A 21,309-nucleotide genomic window follows, 5' to 3' on the forward strand; every position below is an offset into this window, starting at 1 on the left:
AAAGTTGTAAAAACTTTGAAACTGGCGACATATAGTATGGAGCGGAGCTTTTTTGAAAAGGGGGATTGAATTGAAAAGAAAGGTGTGTTTTAGTTTTATTGGGCTTCTCCTTCTTGCCACCGGCTGTTCTCAAGCGGAAGGGAAGGAACCTGTTTTTGCATCTTTTCATTCACAAATGGCATTGGACCATCATGGTGCTAAGGCTCCGGTCGTGCTGGATGTGTTATTAATGAATGAACTATCGGGGGAAAATGAAAAGATCAGATTAAACGATTATGGCTATTGGCCTGGGCGTGAGCTAGATACGGCAGCTCTAGCCGATTTAGCGGGCGGGTTTGCGGAAGCGATTGACACTCCGATGAAAAACCCGCGATTGATGACAGATGGAACGTTTCTCCCCGGGGAACCTCGGGTTATTTTATCAGAACAAGAATTTGTTGAGAAGCTATCCTCTATTGCCCCGCTTGAAGCAGATGTCGTTATGCCGATCTATTTGACAGAACCGAATGTAACTGAAGAAGAGCTTAAGGAAAAGAAAACGGAAGAAGTCGCTTCGTTTACCACTTATTTTGACTCATCTGTAGCAGGGCGGACGGAAAATATTCGTTTGTCGGCTGACGCTATTCATGGCACCGTCCTAGGCCCAGGAGATACGTTTTCGTTTAACCATGAAGTTGGGGAACGAACGGTCGAACGAGGCTATAAGGAAGCAAAGGAGATCGTCAACAAAGAGTTTGTTATGGGGATCGGGGGTGGGATTTGTCAAACATCATCCACGCTCTTTAATGCCGTTGATCAAGCTGGTTTATCCATCGTTGAGCGTTTCACCCATTCAAGAGAAATTGGGTATGTTCCAACGGGACGGGATGCGACGGTTTCTTGGGGAGGACCTGATTTTCGATTTTCAAATCCATTTGACGAGCCGATCTGGATCCAAACAAGCGTCGAAGGTGGTGCCATTACCGTATCAGTCTATGTCTTTACTTCATAACCTTGCAACATTCTAATGTACCGCATGCTGAAAATAGCTGCGGTTTTTTTGTTGCACTATTTGTCATAAAACGGCCTCGCTTATCTCATACTAACGAATAATGACGGGCGAGGAGGGAAGGCAAATGTTTTTTAAATGGCTGTTAAACCAAATGCATGCCAAGCCGAAGCTCACCGTTGCAGACGTTTTGTCCCAGTGTAAACAGTCCAATGATTATACGGAGTTTTTAAACCATCAAAAAGGTTTCCCATACATACTCTCTTACTACGAAACATTAATCGATGCTGACCGTCTCAATCAAGATGTCACGCCTTATTTAAAGAAAGAAGCAAAAACATTAGAGGAATTAATTGAAGATGTTCCAATTCAAAATAAGGAAATCTCAGATGATCCCCAGCAAATTAAGACAAAGGTGATGCAAGGGTTTGTCTTATTACGAAAAAAAGGGGAGGGCCATGAGGTTGCTCTTATTGAAGTGACGATGGATTCTGGGCGTGAGGTTCAAAGGCCTGAAGTAGAATTTAGCGTTTCCGGACCACAGGAGTCGTTTGTTGAAGCTTTGCAGATCAATATTAACTTAATTCGTAAACGTCTGCCAATGCCACAGTTAAAAGTCGAACAATTAACCGTCGGTCAGTTAACGAAAACAAAGGTCGCCCTGTTGTACATTGAGGGGATTGCCAATGAAGAGAATGTGAATACGATTCGCCAGCGGATCGATAAAATCGAATTCGACCAAGTCGTTGACTCTAACAGCTTAGCACAAATGATTACCGATAAGTCGTTGTCTATTTTTCCACAATTGATTAATACTGAAAGGCCAGAACGGGTAGCCGCCGTATTAGCAGAAGGCAAAGTCGCCTTTTTATGCGATGGTTCCCCTGAAGTGATCTTTGGCCCATCGACTCTTGTGGAATTTTTCTCTTCACTTGAGGATTATTACTTAACATGGCAAATTGCAACATTTGTTCGGCTATTACGTTTTTTTTCGGTTACGTTTTCCGTGCTTTCTACACCCGTTTATATTGCAGTATTAACGTTTCATTATGAGCTGATTCCGAAAGATTTACTCGCGACGATAATTGCTTCGCGAAGCAATATTCCCCTCCCTCCGTTCATTGAAGCGATCATTTTAGAGTTAACGATCGAATTGCTTCGCGAAGCGGGAGCAAGACTCCCGATGAGAGTAGGGCAAACGATCGGGATCGTAGGCGGGATTGTCATTGGACAAGCATCGGTTGAAGCAGGTCTTACGAGTAACGTGCTATTAATCATCGTCGCGTTAGCCGCACTTGCCTCCTTTACAACGCCTGTCTACCAGATGGGGAATACGATTCGTTTATTACGCTTTCCGTTCATGATCGCAGCAGCTGCATTAGGATTAATAGGGATTACGGTGTGTACGATTTATTTGATCGTCCACCTCTTGCGCTTGACTTCTCTCGGCAGACCTTATTTGCAACCGATTTATCCATTCCGGTTTAAGGATTTTCGCGATGCGTTTGTGCGTATGCCGTTCAGTTGGATGGCAGAGCGACCGCAATTGACACGGCCGAAAGATCGCGGACGTCTGAATTTCTTTCGCGCCAATGAACGTCGCGACATCGATGAGTGATTATTTAGAGAAAAAGGTGATTGGATGGGACATCAAGTAAAGGAGCCATTTCTCGTTTCGACTGGAATGACGTTCTTTTTAGTTCACGGAATGCAGGTCGGAATCGGGGCCCTTAGTTTTCAACGGGCAATCGTGAAAATTTCCGGTTATGATGGATGGATATCGATCATCATCGCCGGAATTGTCGTTCAAATCATCATTGCCCTCATGTACGCTCTCCTTAACCGGGCGAATGGTGATTTAATCTCGGTTCATAAAGATATTTTTGGAAAATGGCTTGGTGGGGTCTTTAGCGTCATCTTCGGTGTCTATCTCCTTTTATTAGCTGTCGTTATTTTGCGAATCTATATTCAGATTGTTCAAGCATGGGTGTTTCATGATTTACCGACATGGATCATTACGCTTATCTTAGCATGGATCTTTTATTTGCTCATCTCTGGGGGATTCCGTAAAGTGGTCGGCATTTGCTTTCTTGGGGTCATTGTACCAGCGCCGTTGTTTACGATCTTATTAATGCCTCTAGAATTCGGGCATTTTATTAACATGCTGCCGATCTGGAAGCATACGCTTAGCGAGTTAATAGCAGGTGCGAAGGAAGCTTCTTTAAGTTATTTAGGCTTTGAAATTTTGTTGTTATGCTATCCGTTCATTAAACAACGAGAAAAATCCCATAAATGGGCACAGCTTGGTGGTTTAATGACGATTTTTGCTTATACTAGCTTAATGGTAATTAGTTTAGCCTTTTATAGTGAGGAACAGCTTCATCGCACGATTTGGGCAACGTTGACCCTTTTTAAAGTAGTAGAGTTTCCGTTTATTGAGCGATTTGAATATATTGGTATTTCTTTATGGTTGTTGTTAATTTCACCGAATATTGCGTTAACCGTATGGGGAGCCAGTCGAATTGGAAAACGTGTATTAGGCATTAATCAGCGGACGGTCTTAGTGTTTGTTATAGCAGCCTTAGCTTTAATTACGATGTTCCTTCAAACGAGCCAAGAAATAGAAACGCTCGCTTTATGGGTTTCTGAATTCGGTTTTTATTTTGTTGGGGTATACGTTCCGTTGTTGGTTATGGTTTATCTTGCGGTTTCCCACTTAAGGAGTGGTGCTGATGAAAAAACAACGACAGGTTAAAAAGCTTGCTGTACTTGCGGCAGTATTCCTAATAACTGGCTGCATTCAAACAAGTATCATTGATGATGTGGCACTTATTGGGGCAGCGGCACTTGATCGGACGGAAAATGACAACATTAAGCTGACCGTAAGTTATCCTACTTTTTTAGAGCAAGGTCAAGAAAACATTTTAGAGTCGGAACAAATTGCAGCCGTCGCCAAAACGATTAAAGGCGCTCGAGAACTATTGAACGGAAGCTCACAGCGACCATTAAAATTTGGACAAATTCGCGTCCTTCTTTTTAGTGATGCCCTTTCAGAATCAGGAGTTGAGCCGTATGTAGATTCGATGTATCGGGATCCATCCATAGGGAACCGCGTCTTGTTAGCTGTAGTCGACGGGGAGGCACAGGACGCCTTGATGATTAGGCTTGGAGCAGGGGAGCGACCTGACGTCTTTTTAGGGGATTTATTGCTACATAACATGGAGGAACATTTGCTTCCATCGACAAACCTCCATGTTTTTATGTTTAGCGCCCTTAACGATGCCCGTGATCCTTACTTACCGTTATTACTCGTAAAAGATGATAAGCTAAGGATCGGAGGAACGGCCCTTTTTAAAAGAGATCGATTCGTCGATAATATCGGAATCGAGGATTCTTTCTTTCTTAAATTGATGGTGGATGAGATGAAACAAACAACCCATCAATTTCAAATCGATGAGGATGGAGAAAAAGCCTATGTGATGGTAGAGAAAATTTTTTCATCCTTCAATCGCGAGATGACCGGTTCAATGGAGGCACCTCACTTCCGTTGTCATATTCATTTTCGCGGGGAAATAACCGACTATACAGGCCCGTTGACTTTAACAAAAGATGAGACGATGAATAAAATTGAAGAGGGAATGGCACGACAAATTGCAACAAAAGGTGAGGAATTGCTCAAGAGATTTCAATCTCTTGGCATCGATCCTGTAGGGTTAGGGGAAAAATACCGTAGCCACACACGAGACTGGAAGCCGGAAGTGTGGCACGATTCCATTTATGAACAGGCCACTGTAGAAGTGACAGCCGAGGTGGAAATTGTCCAATCAGGAGTAACGGAATAAACAACCTTTCACATACGTTTGAACTTTTTTAGTCATAATAGGGAGCATGTGTCCATAGGATAGCAGTAGATCATGGACGAGTTCATTCCAGCTAAATGAGCGAACACATAAGGAGGAACCCATGCTTGATTTTATTAAAAGGTTGTTTATTGCCCTTGCGATCGGAACGTGTATTGGAATCATGTTCATCGGTACAAGTACAGCCTCTGCAGAAGAAAAAGCGATTTCACCTATTCATATTTGGCCGACCGTAGGGGAAATTACAGATACATTTGGAACGAGAGGCGGGACCCATCACGGGATTGATATTGCTGCACCTGTTGGGACCCCTGTTATTTCTATTGCAGACGGAATGGTAAGAAAATCTTATTATTCAGATAGCTATGGCCATGTCATTTTTGTTCAACATGATCATGGTTTGGAAACGGTTTATGCACACTTGAATGAAAGGTTTGTAGAGGAAGGCGACACAGTAAAGGAAGGCGAGCAAATTGGTACCGTTGGTAACACCGGGAGATCGTCTGGTCCGCACCTTCATTTTGAGGTACATAAGGATGAATGGAATGTTGAAAAATCAAATGCGATTGACCCGTTTCTCGTCTTAGCTGATGAGCGGGATTATATGTATGCTGCCGTGGATGATAGCTGGAAAGACGGGAAGGAAGAGGAATCCACGTATGCATTTAAAAACAAATTTACTAACGAAGATGAGGATGAACTAGAAGAAATAGAGCTGCTAGAAAATCAACAAGTTTTTACGGTTTCAAAAGGTGATACTTTATGGGGAATCGCGCAAAAACATGAAATGAGTGTAGAAACGTTAATGGAGATCAACGGTTTAAACGACACATTGATCCATCCTGGAGACGACCTTATCGTCCTTCTTGATGACGAAGAAAGTCATGTCGTGAAAACGGGAGATACACTCTATCGGATTGCGCTAAACCATCAGTTAACAGTGGAAGAGTTGCAAGCGAATAATGACTTAACAGATGAGTTGATTTTCCCTGGTCAAGTGTTGGCTCTAAAGTAAAAGGAGCTCTGTCGCCAGCCTATGTGTAAGTGTGGTAAAATAAGACTGGATCACTAGGTAAAAAGGACGGAAAATAGGATGGGACAGGTGCAAGCGACAACAGAGCTTTTTCAATGGTTAAATGAACAAACAGACCTTACAAGCTATCAGATCGATTTAGTGGATGGGTTTGTGTTTATGCTGAAAAGAATTAAACACCATGGCCATATTCGTTTAACAGCACCGGATACGATTCACCCTCGTTTTTGGAAATGTCATGATCGGACATTTGGCTATCGGTTGATGAAAGGGAACAGAAGACGACCCGCTCATCTATACAAGTTTTATTTTGATGTGGCAAAGGTGGAAGGGCTTCTTCACATTCACAAGCAATCCGTTAGCTTGTCAGACAAAGGGGTTCAATTTCTTACGTATTCCAAAGAAATACAATTAGATCGTTTGTGCCATCATATCTGGATATAAAAAAACTAGCTGGGTAACGCCAGCTAGTTTTTTTACAATAGGGACAAGCTTCATTGCTCGTGCTACAACTCGATGCGATCGGCAAAATGGATTTCATCAACCGCTTTTAAGGCTTCGATCACTTCATCGGTGGCAACTTTGTCCACCGCTACCATCATGATCGCGTCGCCGCCTTCCTCTTGACGACCAACTTGCATTGTCGCGATGTTCACATTGTGCTCGGCGAGGAGCTGACCCATTTTTCCGATGACACCTGGACGGTCATTGTGTTGAATGTAAATTAAGTGACCTTCTGGAACAAAATCAACATTGAAGCCATTAATTTTCACAATCCGTGGTCCATATTCCTTAATAAACGTTCCGTGAACCTCAAACGTGCGATCTTCTCCATGAACGACCGCATGGATGATGTTTGCATACCCGAACGTTTGGTTGCTGCTATGCTTTTCTGTAAAGCTAATTCCACGCTCTTTTGCAATGAGACCAGCGTTAACATCGTTCACGCCCGCATCAACACGTGGAGAAAGGAATCCGGCCATTAAGCTTCTTGTCGTAATCGACGTTTCAATATCGGCGACGTTCCCGCCGTAGCGAACTTCAATTTCTTGTACCGGTGTTTTCATACATTGGGAGAGCAAGAAGCCCATTTTCTTCGTTAACTCATAATAAGGCTTGACCTTCTCATAAACTTCTTTAGAGAGGGTCGGTAGGTTAATGGAGTTGCTGACAGGGTTGCCTTCTAAGAAGTGAAGAACTTCCTGTGAGACTTGTTCTGCCACGTTAAGCTGTGCTTCTTTTGTGGAAGCAGCAATATGCGGAGTGGCAATGACGTTGTCAAAGGCGAGTAGCTCTTCGTCAGCGACAGGCTCTTCTTCAAATACGTCCAATGCCGCACCAGCAATATGGCCTTCACGCAAGTAATGCTTAAGCGCCCCTTCATCGATGATTCCACCGCGGGCACAGTTAATGAGAAATACCCCTTTTTTCGTTTTGCCAATGTTTTTCTTGCCTAGGAGGCCTTTCGTTTCTTTCGTTAAAGGGGTGTGGACCGTAATAATATCGGCGACCTGAAGAACGTCGTCTAAGCTTGCTACAGTGACACCAAGCTTTTCGGCACGGGCTTTCGTTAAAAATGGATCAAACACATAAGGAGTCATCTCAAACGCCTTGGCACGTTTCGCAATTTGTGAACCGATTCGGCCGAATCCGATAATCCCGAGCGTCTTGCCGCGGAGCTCGGTTCCTTGGAACGCCTTACGCTTCCATTCACCTGCTTTTATCGATGCATTTGCTTGTGGAATTTTGCGCAGGAGGGAACAAATCATCGCAAAAGTATGCTCAGCCGTAGAAATGGTGTTTCCGTCGGGAGCGTTTACGACGACAATCCCATGCTTTGTCGCAGCATCGATGTCGATATTGTCAACACCCACACCAGCGCGGGCAATGATTTTTAAGGAAGACATCTTTTCCATGAGTTCTTCTGTGACCGTTGTGGCGCTACGAACGAGTAACGCATCATATTCATGTAAATCATCCGCGTCTGCTACGTTTTGTTGTACGCACTCTACACGAGGGTCATTCAATAAAGGGGAAAGTCCTTGTTCGCTCATAGCATCCGATACGAGGATGCGATAAATGGCTTTGTTCTCCGTTTGGCTTTTGTCAGCGATTGCTTGTTCAATCACGTTAAACTCCACTCCTTAAATTAAGTATTCTCTCTTGATCGTCTGTCCTCTCTACCTTTAGCAGCAAGCAATGGAATGATTTTGAAGCACATGCCCCCTAACATCAAACTTTTTTGATAGTAAAAAAACCTTCTGCCCACACGACGACTGTCGTGAGGGGCGGAAGGTTCATACCGCGGTGCCACCCTCATTCACACATACTTGTTGTCGCAGTATGTGCCTCAAGGAGATTTAACTACGTCTCCAAGGTAACGGATTAACCGGAGCGCTCCTACTTAAATGTTCAGAGCGTCAACTCAGAAGGGCTACGGAAATTGTAGAGCCAAGCTGGTTCACAGCAACCACCAGCTCTCTGGATTGGTCATCTACATTCCTCATCTTCGTCATCGTTTTTAAGCAAATGTGTTTTATAATTTTTTGATAACTTACCACAGGAGATGGACATTTGTCAATTAGGTACTGAAGATTTACGGTGAGAAATATTGTGAAAAGAGGTGGTGAAATGTTGAAACATGTTGTAGAAAAAGGGGAGACGCTAGCGAAAATTGCAAATCGCTACGGAGTTCGTGCGGTCGACCTTTTGGATAGCAATTCGTTTATTGCCCATGAACGATCTTACGTCTATCCGGGAACAGAACTTTTGATCCCAAAAAGCGTGAATTCAACATTTGCTGCAGGACCGTTCGAATGTTTGTATGAGTATGGATATACGGAGCTGCTGCTTGATCGGAATAGGCTAAAACAACAACGGGTTAAAGAATCGGTCATCGGCAAATCGGTCATGGGGAAGGAGATTGTCGCATTTGAAATAGGATCAGGAGAGATTCCGATTTTTTATTCAGGCGGTTGGCATGCGAACGAATGGCATACAGCAAAATTTTTGATGACTTTTTTACAAACGTTAATCGAGGCGGAGGTGAGTAAAGCCGATTTGTTCGGCTATTCGGTTTACGAGTTGCTAAAAAAAGTGACTCTCCATCTCGTGCCCCTCGTCAACCCTGATGGTGTCGAGCTTGTTCAGCAAGGAATCTACCCAGAACATCCTTTTTATGAACAGGTTCTTGCCATCAATAAAGGTGCACGGACGTTTGATCATTGGTCGAGCAACATTCGCGGTGTCGATTTGAACCACCAGTGGCCAGCAGGGTGGGAGAAGGAGGCGGCGGAAAGTCCACAGCAGCCATGGCCGCGCCACTATAGCGGACCTTCGCCGCTGTCAGAACCAGAGGCGATCGCAATCTACGAGTATACGAAGGCAAATGACTTTGCGTATGTGCTTGCCTTTCATTCCCAAGGTCAAGAGATTTATTGGGGGTATAAAGGATTCGAGCCTAACGTTAGCAAAGCCATGGTGGAGCGCCTTTCACTTATGAGCTCGTATAAACCGGTTCATACGGCGGATAGCGATGGGGGATACAAGGATTGGTTTATTCAAGAGACGAGAAGACCGGGATTTACAATTGAAGTGGGCGTAGGGAAAAATCCGCTTCCACTTGAGGCGTTCGGAGAGATTTGGTCTAACAACATTTTGCTCGCATTGGAAGGGCTCACCTTACACGAACTTATGTAAAGGCATAGTGAAAGAATGAAAAAGACTCGGGATAATCCCGAGCCTTTTTTCCATATATTATCCTTTATAACGAGCAAAGCACTCGTCAATTAATTTAGCGGCTGCTTCTGCATCTTCATACGCACCAACCTCTGTTTTCTTTCCTTCAAGGTCTTTGTACGTTTTGAAGAAGTGAGCGATTTCATCCAGCTTATGCTTGGGTAGATCGTTTAAAGAGTTCACATCTTTGAAACGAGGATCTTCTGTTGGAACGGCGATTAGTTTTTGATCCTCTTCACCACCGTCAATCATGTTTAAAAATCCGAGTACTTTGGCATCAATAACGCAGCCCGGGAATGTTGGATTTGAGACAATGACAAGAACATCTAATGGATCGCCGTCAAGGGCTAGTGTGTTTTCAATGTAGCCGTATTCTGCTGGATAGAACATTGGCGAAAAAAGAACACGATCCAATTTGAAAACGCCACGCTCTTTGTCATACTCGTATTTGTTTTGACTGCCAGTTGGAATTTCAATAAATGCTTCAATGACCTTTGGTTCGATTGCCATCTGAAGTCCTCCCTTGTTATGTATAAATGTAATCAACGTCCATTATAGCAACTTCGAAAAAAGAAAGGAAGAAAAAAACGGCTCCACCGAAAAGGGCCGCTTTTTCTGCCAACGATTTACTCAAATTTTAATGCGTCGCCATCAAATGGCTCGTCGGCTACCTTGATTGAGTCTGTTGGGCAACCTTCTTGAGCGTCGATCATGTCTTCAAGCAATTCGTCTGGAACTTCAACCGTTCCTTCATTATCATCAAGGGTAACAAACGCGATCCCTTCATCATCATAATCATAAATGTCTGGTGCAGCTGCTCCACATGCACCGCAGGCGATACATGTATCTTTGTCAACAATTGTGTATTTAGGCACAAGAACCCCTCCTCTAAGAATCAGAACCTATCTCTTCTCTAACAGTTGTATGACAGAAAAGAAATGGATGTTTATATATTTTTAACGGTCAGCTCGTTCGTTCCAGTAACTATTGTATCGGTGATGACGACAGTTTTCAACCGTTAAGTTTTTTTCGTATAACGGTTTGTCTTTAACTTGTCCAGAGAGAGTGAGCATTACCCCTCTTTTTCAGACCATTGTCTGTTAAAATAAACGAAGAGCTTTGATCGGGAATTTCGGTGAAGGGAGAGGCGTTCATGACGAATCACGTAACAAAAGGTGTCATCTTACTGGCAATCGATCGGGTAAGGGGTGATCGCTCCATTTATGGCCTTTACCATTTATTGAACGGAAAACGATCAGCACAAACGATTCAAGATGGACACTTATTTGGACTGCTTCCTTATTTCGGACTTCTTTCTCATCTATCGCGAACCGAGTTTGAGGAATTAATTGAGGAGTTAAAAAAGGATGATGCTCTCACGGTCAACGATAGGCGAGTGGTCGTGACAGCTAAGGGGAGAGAGGAGCTTGAAGAGTGGCGACATACACATACCTTTCTTCACTATGTCGATGGATGGAGATGGAAGAATGAAACGAAAAAAGCTTGGATGTGTTTACAATTATGGTTGCAAGCCTTATCGAATCGTGTCGCAGGTGTAACGTTTTATCCTGTAACCTTAAATGAGGCCGTTCAACAATGGGTGAAGCGAACCATTCCTCACAGCCCACAAGCTCGCATCCAGCAATTAACACGATTGCATCATGAACTCGTCGAGCTGTTGACGAAAATGGAGGAAGTACAATGCGAAGTGCTCGTTCGCCAATTAAGCGGATCTACACAAATCGGCCAAACGTTGGAGCAAATCGCCTATAATCTAGGGCTCTCCCGATCTGATGTAGCTTTGATCCATACAGTATCGCTACAGCAAATCGGTTCGGTTGTTATAGAGAATCGTGAGCGTTATCCGCTGATCCAGTCGTTGTTTCAATCGGGAGAAGATTCGGGTAACGTGTTAACCAATTCAGCTCAGAAGACGTGGTCAATGTTCAGACAAGGCTTATCATTAGAGGGAATTGCAAATGCTCGGCGATTAAAACGGAGCACGATTGAAGATCATTTTGTCGAAATTGCTCTACACGATGAGACGTTTTCGCTCAGGGCGTTTGTCCCGCGGGATTTGGAGCAAGAGATCATCCAAATCGCCAGAACGTTAAACACAAAAAAACTGAGGCCAATACGGGATCAGTTGACACAACCAGGTAGTTACTTTCAAATCCGATTAGTGCTTGTAAAAATGGAGGCTGTACATGAATTTGGAACAAGAGTTACATAAATGGTTTGGATACCATTCGTTCCGCTCAGGACAAAAAGAAGTGATAGAAGCGCTAGTGGAGGGGAACGATGTGTTTGCGATGCTTCCGACAGGTACTGGGAAGTCCATTTGTTATCAATTACCGGCGCGAATAACAGAAGGGGTAACGCTCGTCATTTCACCACTGCTTTCACTAATGGAAGATCAAGTGCAGCAACTGAAATCGAACGGCTGGAAAGACGTGGCGGCGCTGAGTAGCTTTCTGTCAAAAGGAGCTAAGGAGCGAATTATTAAACAGCTTCATCTGTACAAGCTGTTGTTTCTCTCTCCTGAAATGGTGCAGCACCCTGTCGTTTTCAAGCGGTTAAAGCAAGTGAAGGTGTCGTATTTTGTTGTGGATGAAGCCCATTGTATTTCCCAATGGGGACATGATTTTCGTCCAGACTTCCTTCGCCTCTCAGACGTGAAACACCAGCTTGGGAATCCACCATGTTTGGCGTTGACAGCAACGGCTACCCCAGCTGTTCAGCAAGACATCTTAACCCAATTAGCGATTGATGAGGCAGTTACGATTGTTCATAGTGTGGACAGGCCAAACATATCCATTTCGGTAGAGCAAACACCGACCGTAAAGGATAAGCTTGAAGTAATTCGGGGGATTATTGAGCGACATAGCGGGGCGGGGATTATTTATTTTTCAAGCCGTTTATGGAGTGAGCAAATCGCTAGGGAGCTTATGTTGAATGTCAAGAAACGAGTGGCCTTTTATCATGGGGGGATGAGCAACGAGGATCGAATCTTGATCCAACAGCAATTTATGGCGGGAGAGCTTGATTTGATTTGCAGTACGAGTGCATTTGGAATGGGCATTAACAAGCAAGATATTCGCTTTGTGATTCATTACCATTACCCGCAGCAGATCGCCTCATATGTCCAGGAAATCGGTAGAGCCGGTCGTGACGGACTTGCGAGTAGCGCCTATGTGCTGTTTTCGGAGGAGGATAAGGGATTAGCTCGTTCGCTCATGACACATGATCACCCGTCAAAGGATGAAATCATTCAAATGATTCAAGATTGTCAAACAACTGAAGTGCTTTCATATGGCGGGGATGTAGCGACGGCACACAGATTCGTCCGCTTCTTGCTTGAGAGGTTTAAGAAAAGGAACCGGACCGTTGATGATTTCGTATCCATTGTGGAATCCCACTTTCAACAGCGCGAGCGAATAAAGGCAAAAGAACTATACTTAGTCGAAGAATGGTTACAGACAAAGGAATGCCGCCGGGAAAGGCTTCTGTCATTTTTTTCAGAACAACTGACAAGCCGGCCTGTACGGTGCTGTGATAATTGTGGTTTAAAAGACCAGCCAGGTGAGCAAGCCTCTGCCATCATAGCAGTGGGTCAAACAGTGCCGCATTGGCGCGAGCGTCTAGCTTTATTGTGCCATCAATCGAAAGGAGGGCGGGGATGAAGAGACAGCAACAGCTTATAAAACAGATGACAGACAGAGAGCTTTTAATAAATCTCTATCTTTCACAAACGTCCATGCTCGTCATTGCGTTCATATTAGGTTGGTGGTGGTTTGGAAGCTGGGACGCTTACATCGACATCCTTCGTTTCGAGCCGTTCAACATTTTCGTTCTCGGTGGCGGTGCAGCCGTTCTCGTTGTGACAGTCGACATTGTTTTATACCGATATGTTCCAAAAGAATGGATGGATGATGGGGGCATTAATGAGCGAGTGTTTCGCAACAGATCCACTTTCCACATTGCGTTTTTATCTCTCGTTGTTGCCGTTGCGGAAGAAACGTTATTCCGCGGCATCATTCAGCAACAGCTTGGTCTCGTGATCGCAAGTCTCGTGTTCGCTCTCGTCCACTTTCGCTATTTACATAAGCCTATTTTGTTTATAAGCATCGTTGCGATCAGCTTTTTGCTAGGGGTTTTGTTTTTAGTGACAGGGAATTTACTCGTCACCATCTTTGCTCATTTTTGCATCGATTTTCTTCTCGGGATCTTCTTGCGAAATATGTTAAAATCATCTTCAAATCGGGTATAACGTAGCCGATAATAACAATAGGGGGGATGATTATGCCAGCACACGTGAATAACCAAGCAGAACATTTGCGGTATGAAGCTAAAGGCAGAAACGTGGAAGAGTTGCCTGTTGCTAGCGAAAAGCTGCCTTCTCGGCTTGACGTGCATCGCCGTAAGCGAAGGAAGAAGAAAAAGGCGCTTAGCTTTCCACTCATTCGGATCTTGCTCGTGTTTTTTTTCCTTATTGTCATTGGCGCCCTATTATCTCCGTTTTGGCTTGAATACATGTTATAAAAGTTAGTTCTTTAAGCCCCTCTTCGTTCATATATCAGATAATGAAGGGGGACTGAAGCATGGGCGGTAAAGGAGCAACTCTGTTCATAAAAAATCGAGTGACCGATGTGACATATGTTATGATTGAAGAGCTAATTGTCCGTAAAGAAAAATGGGATAAGCTCGAAAAACAGCTTCGATTTTGGTCTGTGCTCGGACTAGCGTTCTTGTTACTAGGCATCATCCATGTCATCGTCCTTACTACAAGCACGCACACCACATATTTATTGAAGCTCATTAGTGGCAATCAGACGTTTTTATTCGTGTTGTTAGGTGTGGCCCTTTCGTTCTTTCAAATGCAATTCGTTCATAAAAAAGCTGAAAAAGCGGAAACGGAATATGAAGAGCTTCGCAAGGAACTTGTGGAACGCTCGGTCGAACTATGGGATACGGAACCTCTGTGGCAAAAGCGAAATGAGACGTTCCAACACTTAAAGGATACATTTGATATTAATTTATATTATAAATAACAGCAAAAAAGCCTGATCGACAACATCAGGCTTTCTTTAGTGAAGGGGTGGTTACAGGCTGACCAAAGAACAAGCATTGATCGCGGGAAAAGGTTTGGTCATTTACTTGAACGTGCTCTTCGCTATATGCTTGTATCCGACCAAAGGCGAGTGTGTGCAAACGCTGAAGGCAGACAACTTCAATCGGCAATCCGATCGTTCGGTTAAAGTGGAGGTCCGCATTTGTCACGAGTGATTTTTCCAATCGTTTCGTTGTGAACAAATAAGTCACCTTCCTTTTTCTGTTTTTTTAAATGATAACCAACACGAGCATTTAAACATAAGTTGTTTCATTTATTTGGACATATCATGTTATGAGAGATGGATCGAAAGAAATGTTAACGCTTTCATAATTAAAATTATACAATGAATGGAAATGAATTTCAATAAGTTTCTGAAAATTCTTGGTTAGAATTAGAAGTAAATGAATGTCTTATAATTGTCACAAAATGATCACATGAAAAGCCTTTGTTCATGTTAAGCTACAAGATAAGGAAACGTTTTAAAAAGATATGGGAGTGGATCAAGAGAATGATGACAGCAGGGCAATTAGGTGCAATTATTGGCATTGGTTTTTTAGCAATGGGAATTGCAGTGTTAATGGCATATTCTCTCTACAAATTCTCAAATATGTCAGATTAATTTACTAGGCTGGTACTCATAAAGAGGTACCAGCCTTTTTCGTATATAATCATAACTAGAGTACTTACAGCACATCTTGGGGGGATGGACGTTGCTCGTTTTTGTTTATGGGACGCTTCGCAAAGGAGGAGCCAACGATCATTATTTGCGCGGAGCCCGGTGTCACAATCGGCGTTGCTATGTATATGGTCACTTGTATGATTCAGGGCTCGGCTATCCAGCACTTGTATCCGATGAAAAAGGGGGAAAGGTTGTTGGTGAACTTTATGAGATTAATGAACAGCATTTAGTTTCCCTTGATGAATTGGAGGATTATGCTCCAGATCGGAATCATAACTTGTACGAGCGGGTCTTACATACACTAGAAGACGGTAGCCATTGTTATTTATATGTAGTTACTCCTGACTCGCCCCTTGTGCGCACATTGATTCCTTCGGGGGATTGGCTTGACTGGACGGAAAACAAAAAATCAACCGAATAAACAGACTTTTCTTTTATTTACAGGAGCGTTACACTAGAAGAAAAAGATGGAGGGGATTCAGATGCTTGAAGCCGTATTGAAAAAAGTGGACGCTTATTTTGACGAATTGGTTGACATTCGGCGGACACTTCATAAACATCCTGAGTTATCATTTGAAGAAGTAAAAACACCTGCCTTCATCGCAGATTATTTAGAAAAGCTTGGTGTCAATGTTCGTCGCGGCGTAGGAGGCCGAGGCGTTGTTGGCACGATTAAAGGTGGAAAGCCTGGTCCAACGGTGGCGTTACGAGCTGATTTTGATGCCCTTCCGATCCAAGAGGAAACAGGTCTTCCTTACCAATCAACTGTTCCTGGAGTTATGCATGCGTGCGGGCACGATGGTCATACGGCCACCCTTCTCATCATTGCAAAAATTTTAATGGAGCACCGTCAACAGTTGGAAGGAAGTGTTGTCCTTATCCACCAATTTGCCGAAGAGCTTGCCCCAGGGGGTGCGATTGCCATGATTGAAGATGGTTGCCTCGATGGGGTGGACGTCATTTACGGCACACACTTATGGGCGACGATGCCCGCTGGCGAAATCGGGTATCGAAGCGGGGCATTCATGGCAGCAGCGGATAAATTTGCAGTGACGATTTACGGAAAAGGAGGACATGGGGCAGCACCTCACGAGACGGTCGATGCGGTGACGGTGGGTGCTTCGGTCGTCCAGCAATTGCAGCAAATTGTCAGTAGGAATGTCGACCCGTTAGAATCGGCTGTTGTAACCGTTGCGTCATTCCAAGCAGGCGGGCCATTTAACGTCATTGCTGATAAGGCAAACCTTGTTGGAACGGTTCGTACGTTTAAAGAAGACATTCAAGATATGATCATTGAACGAATGGAGCGCACGATTAAAGGTGTTTGTGATGCTGCAGGGGCTACATATGCCTTCGCTTATGATAAAGGCTATCCAGCGGTGATCAATCATCCGAAAGAAACAGACGACCTTAAGAATGCGGCGGTGGCAGTTGTCGGGGAAGAACATGTAGCTGAAATGGCTCCGGTTATGGGCGGCGAGGATTTTGCCTATTACCTTCATCATGTGCCAGGGGCCTTTTTCTTTACAGGTGCAGGAAATGAGGATGAAGGGATTATTTACCCTCACCATCATCCGAAATTTATGATCGATGAACGATCGTTAGCGATTGCGGCCAAAACATTACTGACGGCTACGCTATCATATAGTCAAAAGGACGCTTCAGCTCATGAGCCATCTGCCACATCTGATCGCTAAGTTAGAGAATCACGCCGAATGGGTCAAACGCCTAGTGCTTGTGGGCCAGAAAAGCTGGCACACGCCACTCCAGAAAGGAGGATGGTCACCTGCTGAGGTGATTCATCACTTTCACCGCTGGGACGATTTTGCCCGCAATTATCGATTTATTCCCTTTCTTGCGGGAAGAGCGACGTTTACCGCCGGTGCTCATGCAAAGTTCAACGAACAATCGGAGAGGGAAGTTCGGGATGGATTAGGAAAAGAAGCGATCATCGTTCAATGCCTGAAAAGCCGTTATGCGCTTATTGAAACAGTAGAAAAATTACGTGAAGAAGCATGGGAACAGACGTTGACGATTGGGGATCATAATCTGTCTATTCATACGTACTTACAAGGAGTGATCGAGCATGATCGACATCACCGCGAGCAAATAGAGCAGTTTTTTTCTTTAGAACAACAAGGAAAGTTGCCTATGGTCAATATAACGGAGCGATGCGGTGAGGAACTGCCGATGAATCTTTTGTTGTTAGCTGATCCCGAACAAGCGATGATCGAACGTTACCTGTCTGGTGGCTTAGGCTTCCTAGCCGAAGTGGAAGGAACGCCTGTTGGTGTCATCGTCTTGAAGGATAAAGGGCACGGTCTGTTCGAAGTGATGAACATAGCGGTGGCTGAACAGGAGCAAGGAAAAGGATACGGAAAACTGTTGCTTCTTCACGGGATTCACGTTGCCCTCAAAAGGGGTGCTGACAGAATCGAAATTGGCACGGGAAATTCAAGCATTGGTCAATTGGCTCTTTATCAGCGATGCGGGTTTTCGATCACCGCCGTCGACAAAGATTTCTTTACGAAGCATTATCGTGAGCCGATCGTTGAACAAGGTATTCGTTGTGAGCATATGATTCGCTTAGCCCAAGACTTGAAATAGGGGACAAAACTAACCAAACGTAATCAAAAAGGTTCGGATCATTTTATTTTGATGACCCGAACCTTTTTCTTTTGATTGATGGGATCGTTTGATTAGCTTTTATGGCCGTGAACTTACGTACTGTATGTTTCAAAATGTTTTGTATCAACCTGTTTTGGCTGCATCACGGCACCATACAAATTTTCACAAAAAGAGCCCACCATGTGCCGGGAAATGGTAGGATGTAAGTATCGGGTCCATACAAGCTTTGTTCATGTCCTCAGGCTCATTAATCGCCGAGTTTTTCTAAAAAGACTACATATGGTGTAACCTTCAGCTCAAATGTGTCGTTTCATAGTCAGATAGAGAAGGTGTACATCTTACGGAGGGTCATTACAAATGGAAGAGCTTTTACTGATGAAGGCAAAAAAGGGGGATGAAGGTGCGTTCGAGCAGCTGATCGAACTGCATCTGAAAACGGTAGAAAAATTTGCCTTCCAGCTAGGTGTTTCACCTTTTGCGGTAGAGGATATTTCCCAAGAGGTGTTTATTAAGGTATATCGGTTTCTCCATAAACATGATCGGGGCAAATTTACGACGTGGCTCTATTCAATTACGTTGAACGTTGTCCGCGATCATTACCGAAAAGAGCAGCGGCTGCGAAAGAAAGCGCTAGAGCTGCAACATCAATCACCAGAGACAGCGTATGTTGAAGAGCATTTTGACGAAGAGGCGAGAGCCCTTCACGAGATGATTCAACAGCTTGACGATAAATACAAAATCCCGATCGTTCTCCATTATTTTCACGATCAGACGTACCAGGAGATTGCTCAAGTGTTAGGGATTACAGAAGGTGCTGTTAAGACACGCATGCTTCGTGCAAAACAGCAACTTAAAGCGAAGTACGAAAAAGTAGGTGAACAGCTATGAGTGAAAACCAATTGGATCGGGCGATGGAAAGGTTGAAGCGTCAATATGATGAGATGCCTACACGTTCTTCCTCCGCCAAAATTGCGGCAAACATAAAAAAGAAACGTCAATGGCCCGCGCGATTCCAGCGCTGGCAAATGGCGGCCCTGCTCGTTTTAACGGTCGGCATTGGCTCTGTATTAGGACTTAACCTTTTCGGCAATCCTTCCCAACCTGAGGAATTTAGCTTACATGCTGACTCTGAACAGGAGCGAGCAATCGAAAAGGGCTCGCTTGAACAAGATGAACATCAGACCAATATGGATCAAGGCGCAGAAGCCGGAGCGTTAGAAGCAGATGAGGAGCCGGTTGAGACTCCTGCGATGGAAGAGGAAGGAGAAGAAACATCTCCTGCTAATGATGCGGAACAGCCAGATATAGGCATGGCTGAAGCTGATGAAGCGGATGTAGAAACACGGATTGTCTATGGTGAGCTAGAAGGGATGTCTGAGGAATTTGTTTATAAAAAAGAAGTGATCGATGAGTTTGGATTAGATTTTTGGTATGACGAGCGTTTTGTTTTAGAGCGGTTCAACGAAAACGGTATCGTGGGCAGGCAAGTCTATGTAAAGTTTAGTGGTGGCGATCCTATTTGGGACGTACCTGTGTTTGAGCTGTTTGCGTTTACGAATGACGCGACTTTCGAAGCTTACGTAGATGTCCTTGAAACAGAGGGTTATACGAAAAGTGGCACAGATGACTTGATTACATCACAGACCCGCCTCCAGGCGATCGACGATGAGTATGACGTTTTTAGAAACGACGATGTCGAAGTTCATCTCGCTCGATTTGAACACCATCAAGGCGGGGAATTTGCCATCCGTTTGAATCGCCCGACAGAGTATGTTGAGTGGTCTGAAGGTTACGGCCCTCATGAACAGCTTATGTTAGAGAATATTGAGCATCGCTATGATGAGCGAAATTAAGCAACCCAATGCCCGTTTCACTGGACGGGCTTTTTCTTTACCGTAAAAAGACATGCTTTAAGCGGAGGCTGAATACAATGCTCTTAGCAACTTGTCTAGGAGGGTTTTACGTGCTTAAAGATGTCTCGATCAGGTCTGGTTTACTTCTAGCTGGGTATGGTGGCTTGCTTGCAGCTGCAGTTTCCTTTCCCCATTCCCATCCATGGTCGGTTTCACTCGTATTAGGACAACTTATTTTTTCGCCAATCAAGCTGCTCGTCGCTGCATTCATGTTTAGCATCGGCTTTTTAGCTTATTCGCTTTTTGTTCAAGATCTATGTAAAATTTTATTTTTAGAGAAGAATGGGAGACCGGGAGAAAGCCACGTTCGCCTTGCTTTCGTACTTGTGGCTGGGTTGTCACTCATCCATTTGTTTTTTCATCACTGGATTGTCGCCTTGCTTGGAGGGGTGTTCGCCTTGTTTTATGGTATAATGGACGTTGATTTACCTACTATTTGGCGGAATCGGAGGATTCCATTATGATCATCCTTGGTAGTATTATCGCTGTTATTATTGGAGCCGTACTTGTTGTCCATATGAAAAAAGAAGCCAAGCAAAATCGTTTGATTACTCATGAGTTGTATTTTCCGAGTCTACCTTTGTCATTTGATGGAGTAATGATCTTTTTTATTTCTGATCTCCATCGCCGGAAGCTGGAAGATGAGCTACTCGAACAGCTCCCTGCATCGATTGATTACGTCATCATCGGAGGCGACCTGCTTGAAAAGAACGTACCGCTCGAACAGGTTCGAGAAAATGTCCAAAAACTAAGGCGGCTCGGGCCGACCTTTTTTGTGTGGGGAAACAATGATTATGAAGGGGACATTCAAGGGCTTCGGGCGCTATTTCGAGAAGAGCAAGTAGAAGAGCTCGTGAATCGTTTTACGGTGATTGCGCAAAATGAAGATACCCTCGTTTTCATTGGCGTCGATGACTTGGGTCATGGACGGGATCGTCTGTCTGACGCGCTGGAAAACGCTCCTGACGGATTTCGTATTCTAATAAGCCATAACCCAGAGATCGTCCATCAGCTAGATCCCCGCCATTCGCTTGACCTTGTATTAAGTGGTCATACCCACGGTGGACAAATTCGTCTTTTTGGACTCGGATTAGAAAAACCTGGAGCATTAACGAAGCACCGTACCTTCGTTCAACTCGTCAGCAATGGCTATGGGACGACCGGTGTTCCGTTCAGGCTGGGAGCACCCCCGGAAACTCATGTTCTCATCCTTCGTCGCGGGAAGGAATGATCAAGATTGTACAAAGGGGTATGTTCCGTTATACTTACTATCAGTAATGGGAATGGGACAGCGTAGGGCAATCATTTGAAGTCGAACGAAGGGAAATCTAACATAAAGAATGTCGACAAAGCGGGG

The 21,309-nt window shown here is 44.2% G+C and carries 23 protein-coding genes and 1 other annotated feature; of the genes, 19 read left to right on the top strand and 4 right to left on the bottom strand.

The genetic code is table 11. The features are described from left to right. The first annotated feature begins 70 nt into the window (after positions 1-70). The 6 genes from FED51_RS08655 (at position 71) to FED51_RS08680 (ending at position 6,325) form a co-directional block, all read left to right on the top strand. On the top strand, positions 71-991 hold the full coding sequence (locus FED51_RS08655) for a VanW family protein (RefSeq protein ID WP_053431396.1): 921 nt from the start codon (positions 71-73) through the stop codon (positions 989-991). Between the two features lie 124 nt (positions 992-1,115). Next, a complete protein-coding gene (locus tag FED51_RS08660) occupies positions 1,116-2,606 on the top strand; it encodes a spore germination protein (protein WP_053431395.1) in 1,491 nt (496 codons plus the stop codon). A 24-nt stretch (positions 2,607-2,630) separates the two neighbouring features. Next, positions 2,631-3,743, top strand: a complete 1,113-nt coding sequence (locus FED51_RS08665) for a spore germination protein (protein ID WP_053431394.1) — start codon at positions 2,631-2,633, stop codon at positions 3,741-3,743. Continuing rightward, positions 3,721-4,830, top strand: a complete 1,110-nt coding sequence (locus FED51_RS08670) for a Ger(x)C family spore germination protein (protein WP_053431393.1) — start codon at positions 3,721-3,723, stop codon at positions 4,828-4,830. The genes FED51_RS08665 and FED51_RS08670 overlap by 23 nt, the downstream gene beginning before the upstream one ends. 121 nt (positions 4,831-4,951) lie before the next feature. Next, a complete protein-coding gene (locus FED51_RS08675) occupies positions 4,952-5,863 on the top strand; it encodes a M23 family metallopeptidase (protein WP_053431392.1) in 912 nt (303 codons plus the stop codon). A gap of 78 nt (positions 5,864-5,941) precedes the next feature. Next, the gene (locus FED51_RS08680; RefSeq protein ID WP_053431391.1) at positions 5,942-6,325 is read left to right on the top strand and encodes a hypothetical protein; all 384 of its coding nucleotides are present in this window, start codon (positions 5,942-5,944) and stop codon (positions 6,323-6,325) included. 62 nt (positions 6,326-6,387) lie between these two features. Here the strand turns inward: FED51_RS08680 and serA are convergent, their stop codons facing one another. After that, entirely contained in the window at positions 6,388-8,010 is a 1,623-nt protein-coding gene (gene serA / locus FED51_RS08685; RefSeq protein ID WP_233443887.1) for a phosphoglycerate dehydrogenase, read from the bottom strand. Positions 8,011-8,162: 152 nt separating this feature from the next. Beyond that, positions 8,163-8,406: a binding site (T-box leader), on the bottom strand. 106 nt (positions 8,407-8,512) lie between these two features. On the opposite strand from serA, the gene FED51_RS08690 reads away from it, so the two are divergent. Then, complete coding sequence (locus FED51_RS08690; RefSeq protein WP_053431390.1) at positions 8,513-9,580, top strand: M14 family metallopeptidase; 1,068 nt, start codon at positions 8,513-8,515, stop codon at positions 9,578-9,580. A gap of 57 nt (positions 9,581-9,637) precedes the next feature. On the opposite strand, the gene FED51_RS08695 is transcribed toward FED51_RS08690, so the two are convergent. Continuing rightward, complete coding sequence (locus FED51_RS08695; protein ID WP_010897767.1) at positions 9,638-10,129, bottom strand: inorganic diphosphatase; 492 nt, start codon at positions 10,127-10,129, stop codon at positions 9,638-9,640. Between the two features lie 116 nt (positions 10,130-10,245). Continuing rightward, positions 10,246-10,494: a ferredoxin gene (locus FED51_RS08700; protein WP_010897768.1), complete on the bottom strand. Its 249-nt coding sequence runs from the start codon at positions 10,492-10,494 to the stop codon at positions 10,246-10,248. Positions 10,495-10,772: 278 nt separating this feature from the next. Here FED51_RS08700 and FED51_RS08705 point away from each other — a divergent pair, with 278 nt between their 5' ends. From FED51_RS08705 to FED51_RS08725, 5 genes are read left to right on the top strand one after another with little or no spacing between them, the layout of a single operon-like run. After that, entirely contained in the window at positions 10,773-11,852 is a 1,080-nt protein-coding gene (locus tag FED51_RS08705; RefSeq protein ID WP_053431389.1) for a YpbB family protein, read from the top strand. After that, a complete protein-coding gene (locus FED51_RS08710) occupies positions 11,827-13,302 on the top strand; it encodes a RecQ family ATP-dependent DNA helicase (protein WP_053431388.1) in 1,476 nt (491 codons plus the stop codon). The genes FED51_RS08705 and FED51_RS08710 overlap by 26 nt, the downstream gene beginning before the upstream one ends. Next, complete coding sequence (locus FED51_RS08715; protein ID WP_053431387.1) at positions 13,299-13,889, top strand: CPBP family intramembrane glutamic endopeptidase; 591 nt, start codon at positions 13,299-13,301, stop codon at positions 13,887-13,889. Before FED51_RS08710 ends, FED51_RS08715 begins: the two co-directional genes overlap by 4 nt. A gap of 32 nt (positions 13,890-13,921) precedes the next feature. After that, positions 13,922-14,161, top strand: a complete 240-nt coding sequence (locus FED51_RS08720; RefSeq protein ID WP_053431386.1) for a hypothetical protein — start codon at positions 13,922-13,924, stop codon at positions 14,159-14,161. A 59-nt stretch (positions 14,162-14,220) separates the two neighbouring features. Further along, positions 14,221-14,670: a YpbF family protein gene (locus FED51_RS08725; RefSeq protein ID WP_138090390.1), complete on the top strand. Its 450-nt coding sequence runs from the start codon at positions 14,221-14,223 to the stop codon at positions 14,668-14,670. Between the two features lie 25 nt (positions 14,671-14,695). Here the strand turns inward: FED51_RS08725 and FED51_RS08730 are convergent, their stop codons facing one another. After that, the gene (locus tag FED51_RS08730; RefSeq protein WP_010897774.1) at positions 14,696-14,932 is read right to left on the bottom strand and encodes a hypothetical protein; all 237 of its coding nucleotides are present in this window, start codon (positions 14,930-14,932) and stop codon (positions 14,696-14,698) included. Between the two features lie 510 nt (positions 14,933-15,442). Here FED51_RS08730 and FED51_RS08735 point away from each other — a divergent pair. From FED51_RS08735 to FED51_RS08765, 7 genes are all read left to right on the top strand, one after another. Next, entirely contained in the window at positions 15,443-15,832 is a 390-nt protein-coding gene (locus FED51_RS08735) for a gamma-glutamylcyclotransferase family protein (RefSeq protein WP_053431384.1), read from the top strand. A 61-nt stretch (positions 15,833-15,893) separates the two neighbouring features. Next, a complete protein-coding gene (locus FED51_RS08740) occupies positions 15,894-17,108 on the top strand; it encodes a M20 family metallopeptidase (RefSeq protein WP_053431383.1) in 1,215 nt (404 codons plus the stop codon). Beyond that, entirely contained in the window at positions 17,080-18,018 is a 939-nt protein-coding gene (locus FED51_RS21690) for a GNAT family N-acetyltransferase (RefSeq protein ID WP_083445553.1), read from the top strand. Before FED51_RS08740 ends, FED51_RS21690 begins: the two co-directional genes overlap by 29 nt. A 378-nt stretch (positions 18,019-18,396) precedes the next feature. Beyond that, complete coding sequence (locus FED51_RS08750; protein ID WP_010897778.1) at positions 18,397-18,927, top strand: RNA polymerase sigma factor; 531 nt, start codon at positions 18,397-18,399, stop codon at positions 18,925-18,927. Next, a complete protein-coding gene (locus FED51_RS08755) occupies positions 18,924-19,892 on the top strand; it encodes a hypothetical protein (RefSeq protein ID WP_010897779.1) in 969 nt (322 codons plus the stop codon). The genes FED51_RS08750 and FED51_RS08755 overlap by 4 nt, the downstream gene beginning before the upstream one ends. 110 nt (positions 19,893-20,002) lie before the next feature. Then, a complete protein-coding gene (locus FED51_RS08760; RefSeq protein ID WP_053431382.1) occupies positions 20,003-20,416 on the top strand; it encodes a hypothetical protein in 414 nt (137 codons plus the stop codon). Beyond that, the gene (locus FED51_RS08765) at positions 20,413-21,183 is read left to right on the top strand and encodes a metallophosphoesterase (protein WP_053431381.1); all 771 of its coding nucleotides are present in this window, start codon (positions 20,413-20,415) and stop codon (positions 21,181-21,183) included. Before FED51_RS08760 ends, FED51_RS08765 begins: the two co-directional genes overlap by 4 nt. Positions 21,184-21,309 lie beyond the last annotated feature (126 nt).

Origin of the sequence: Halalkalibacterium halodurans, assembly GCF_005671335.1 — a bacterium.
Classification (GTDB): domain Bacteria; phylum Bacillota; class Bacilli; order Bacillales; family Bacillaceae_D; genus Halalkalibacterium; species Halalkalibacterium halodurans.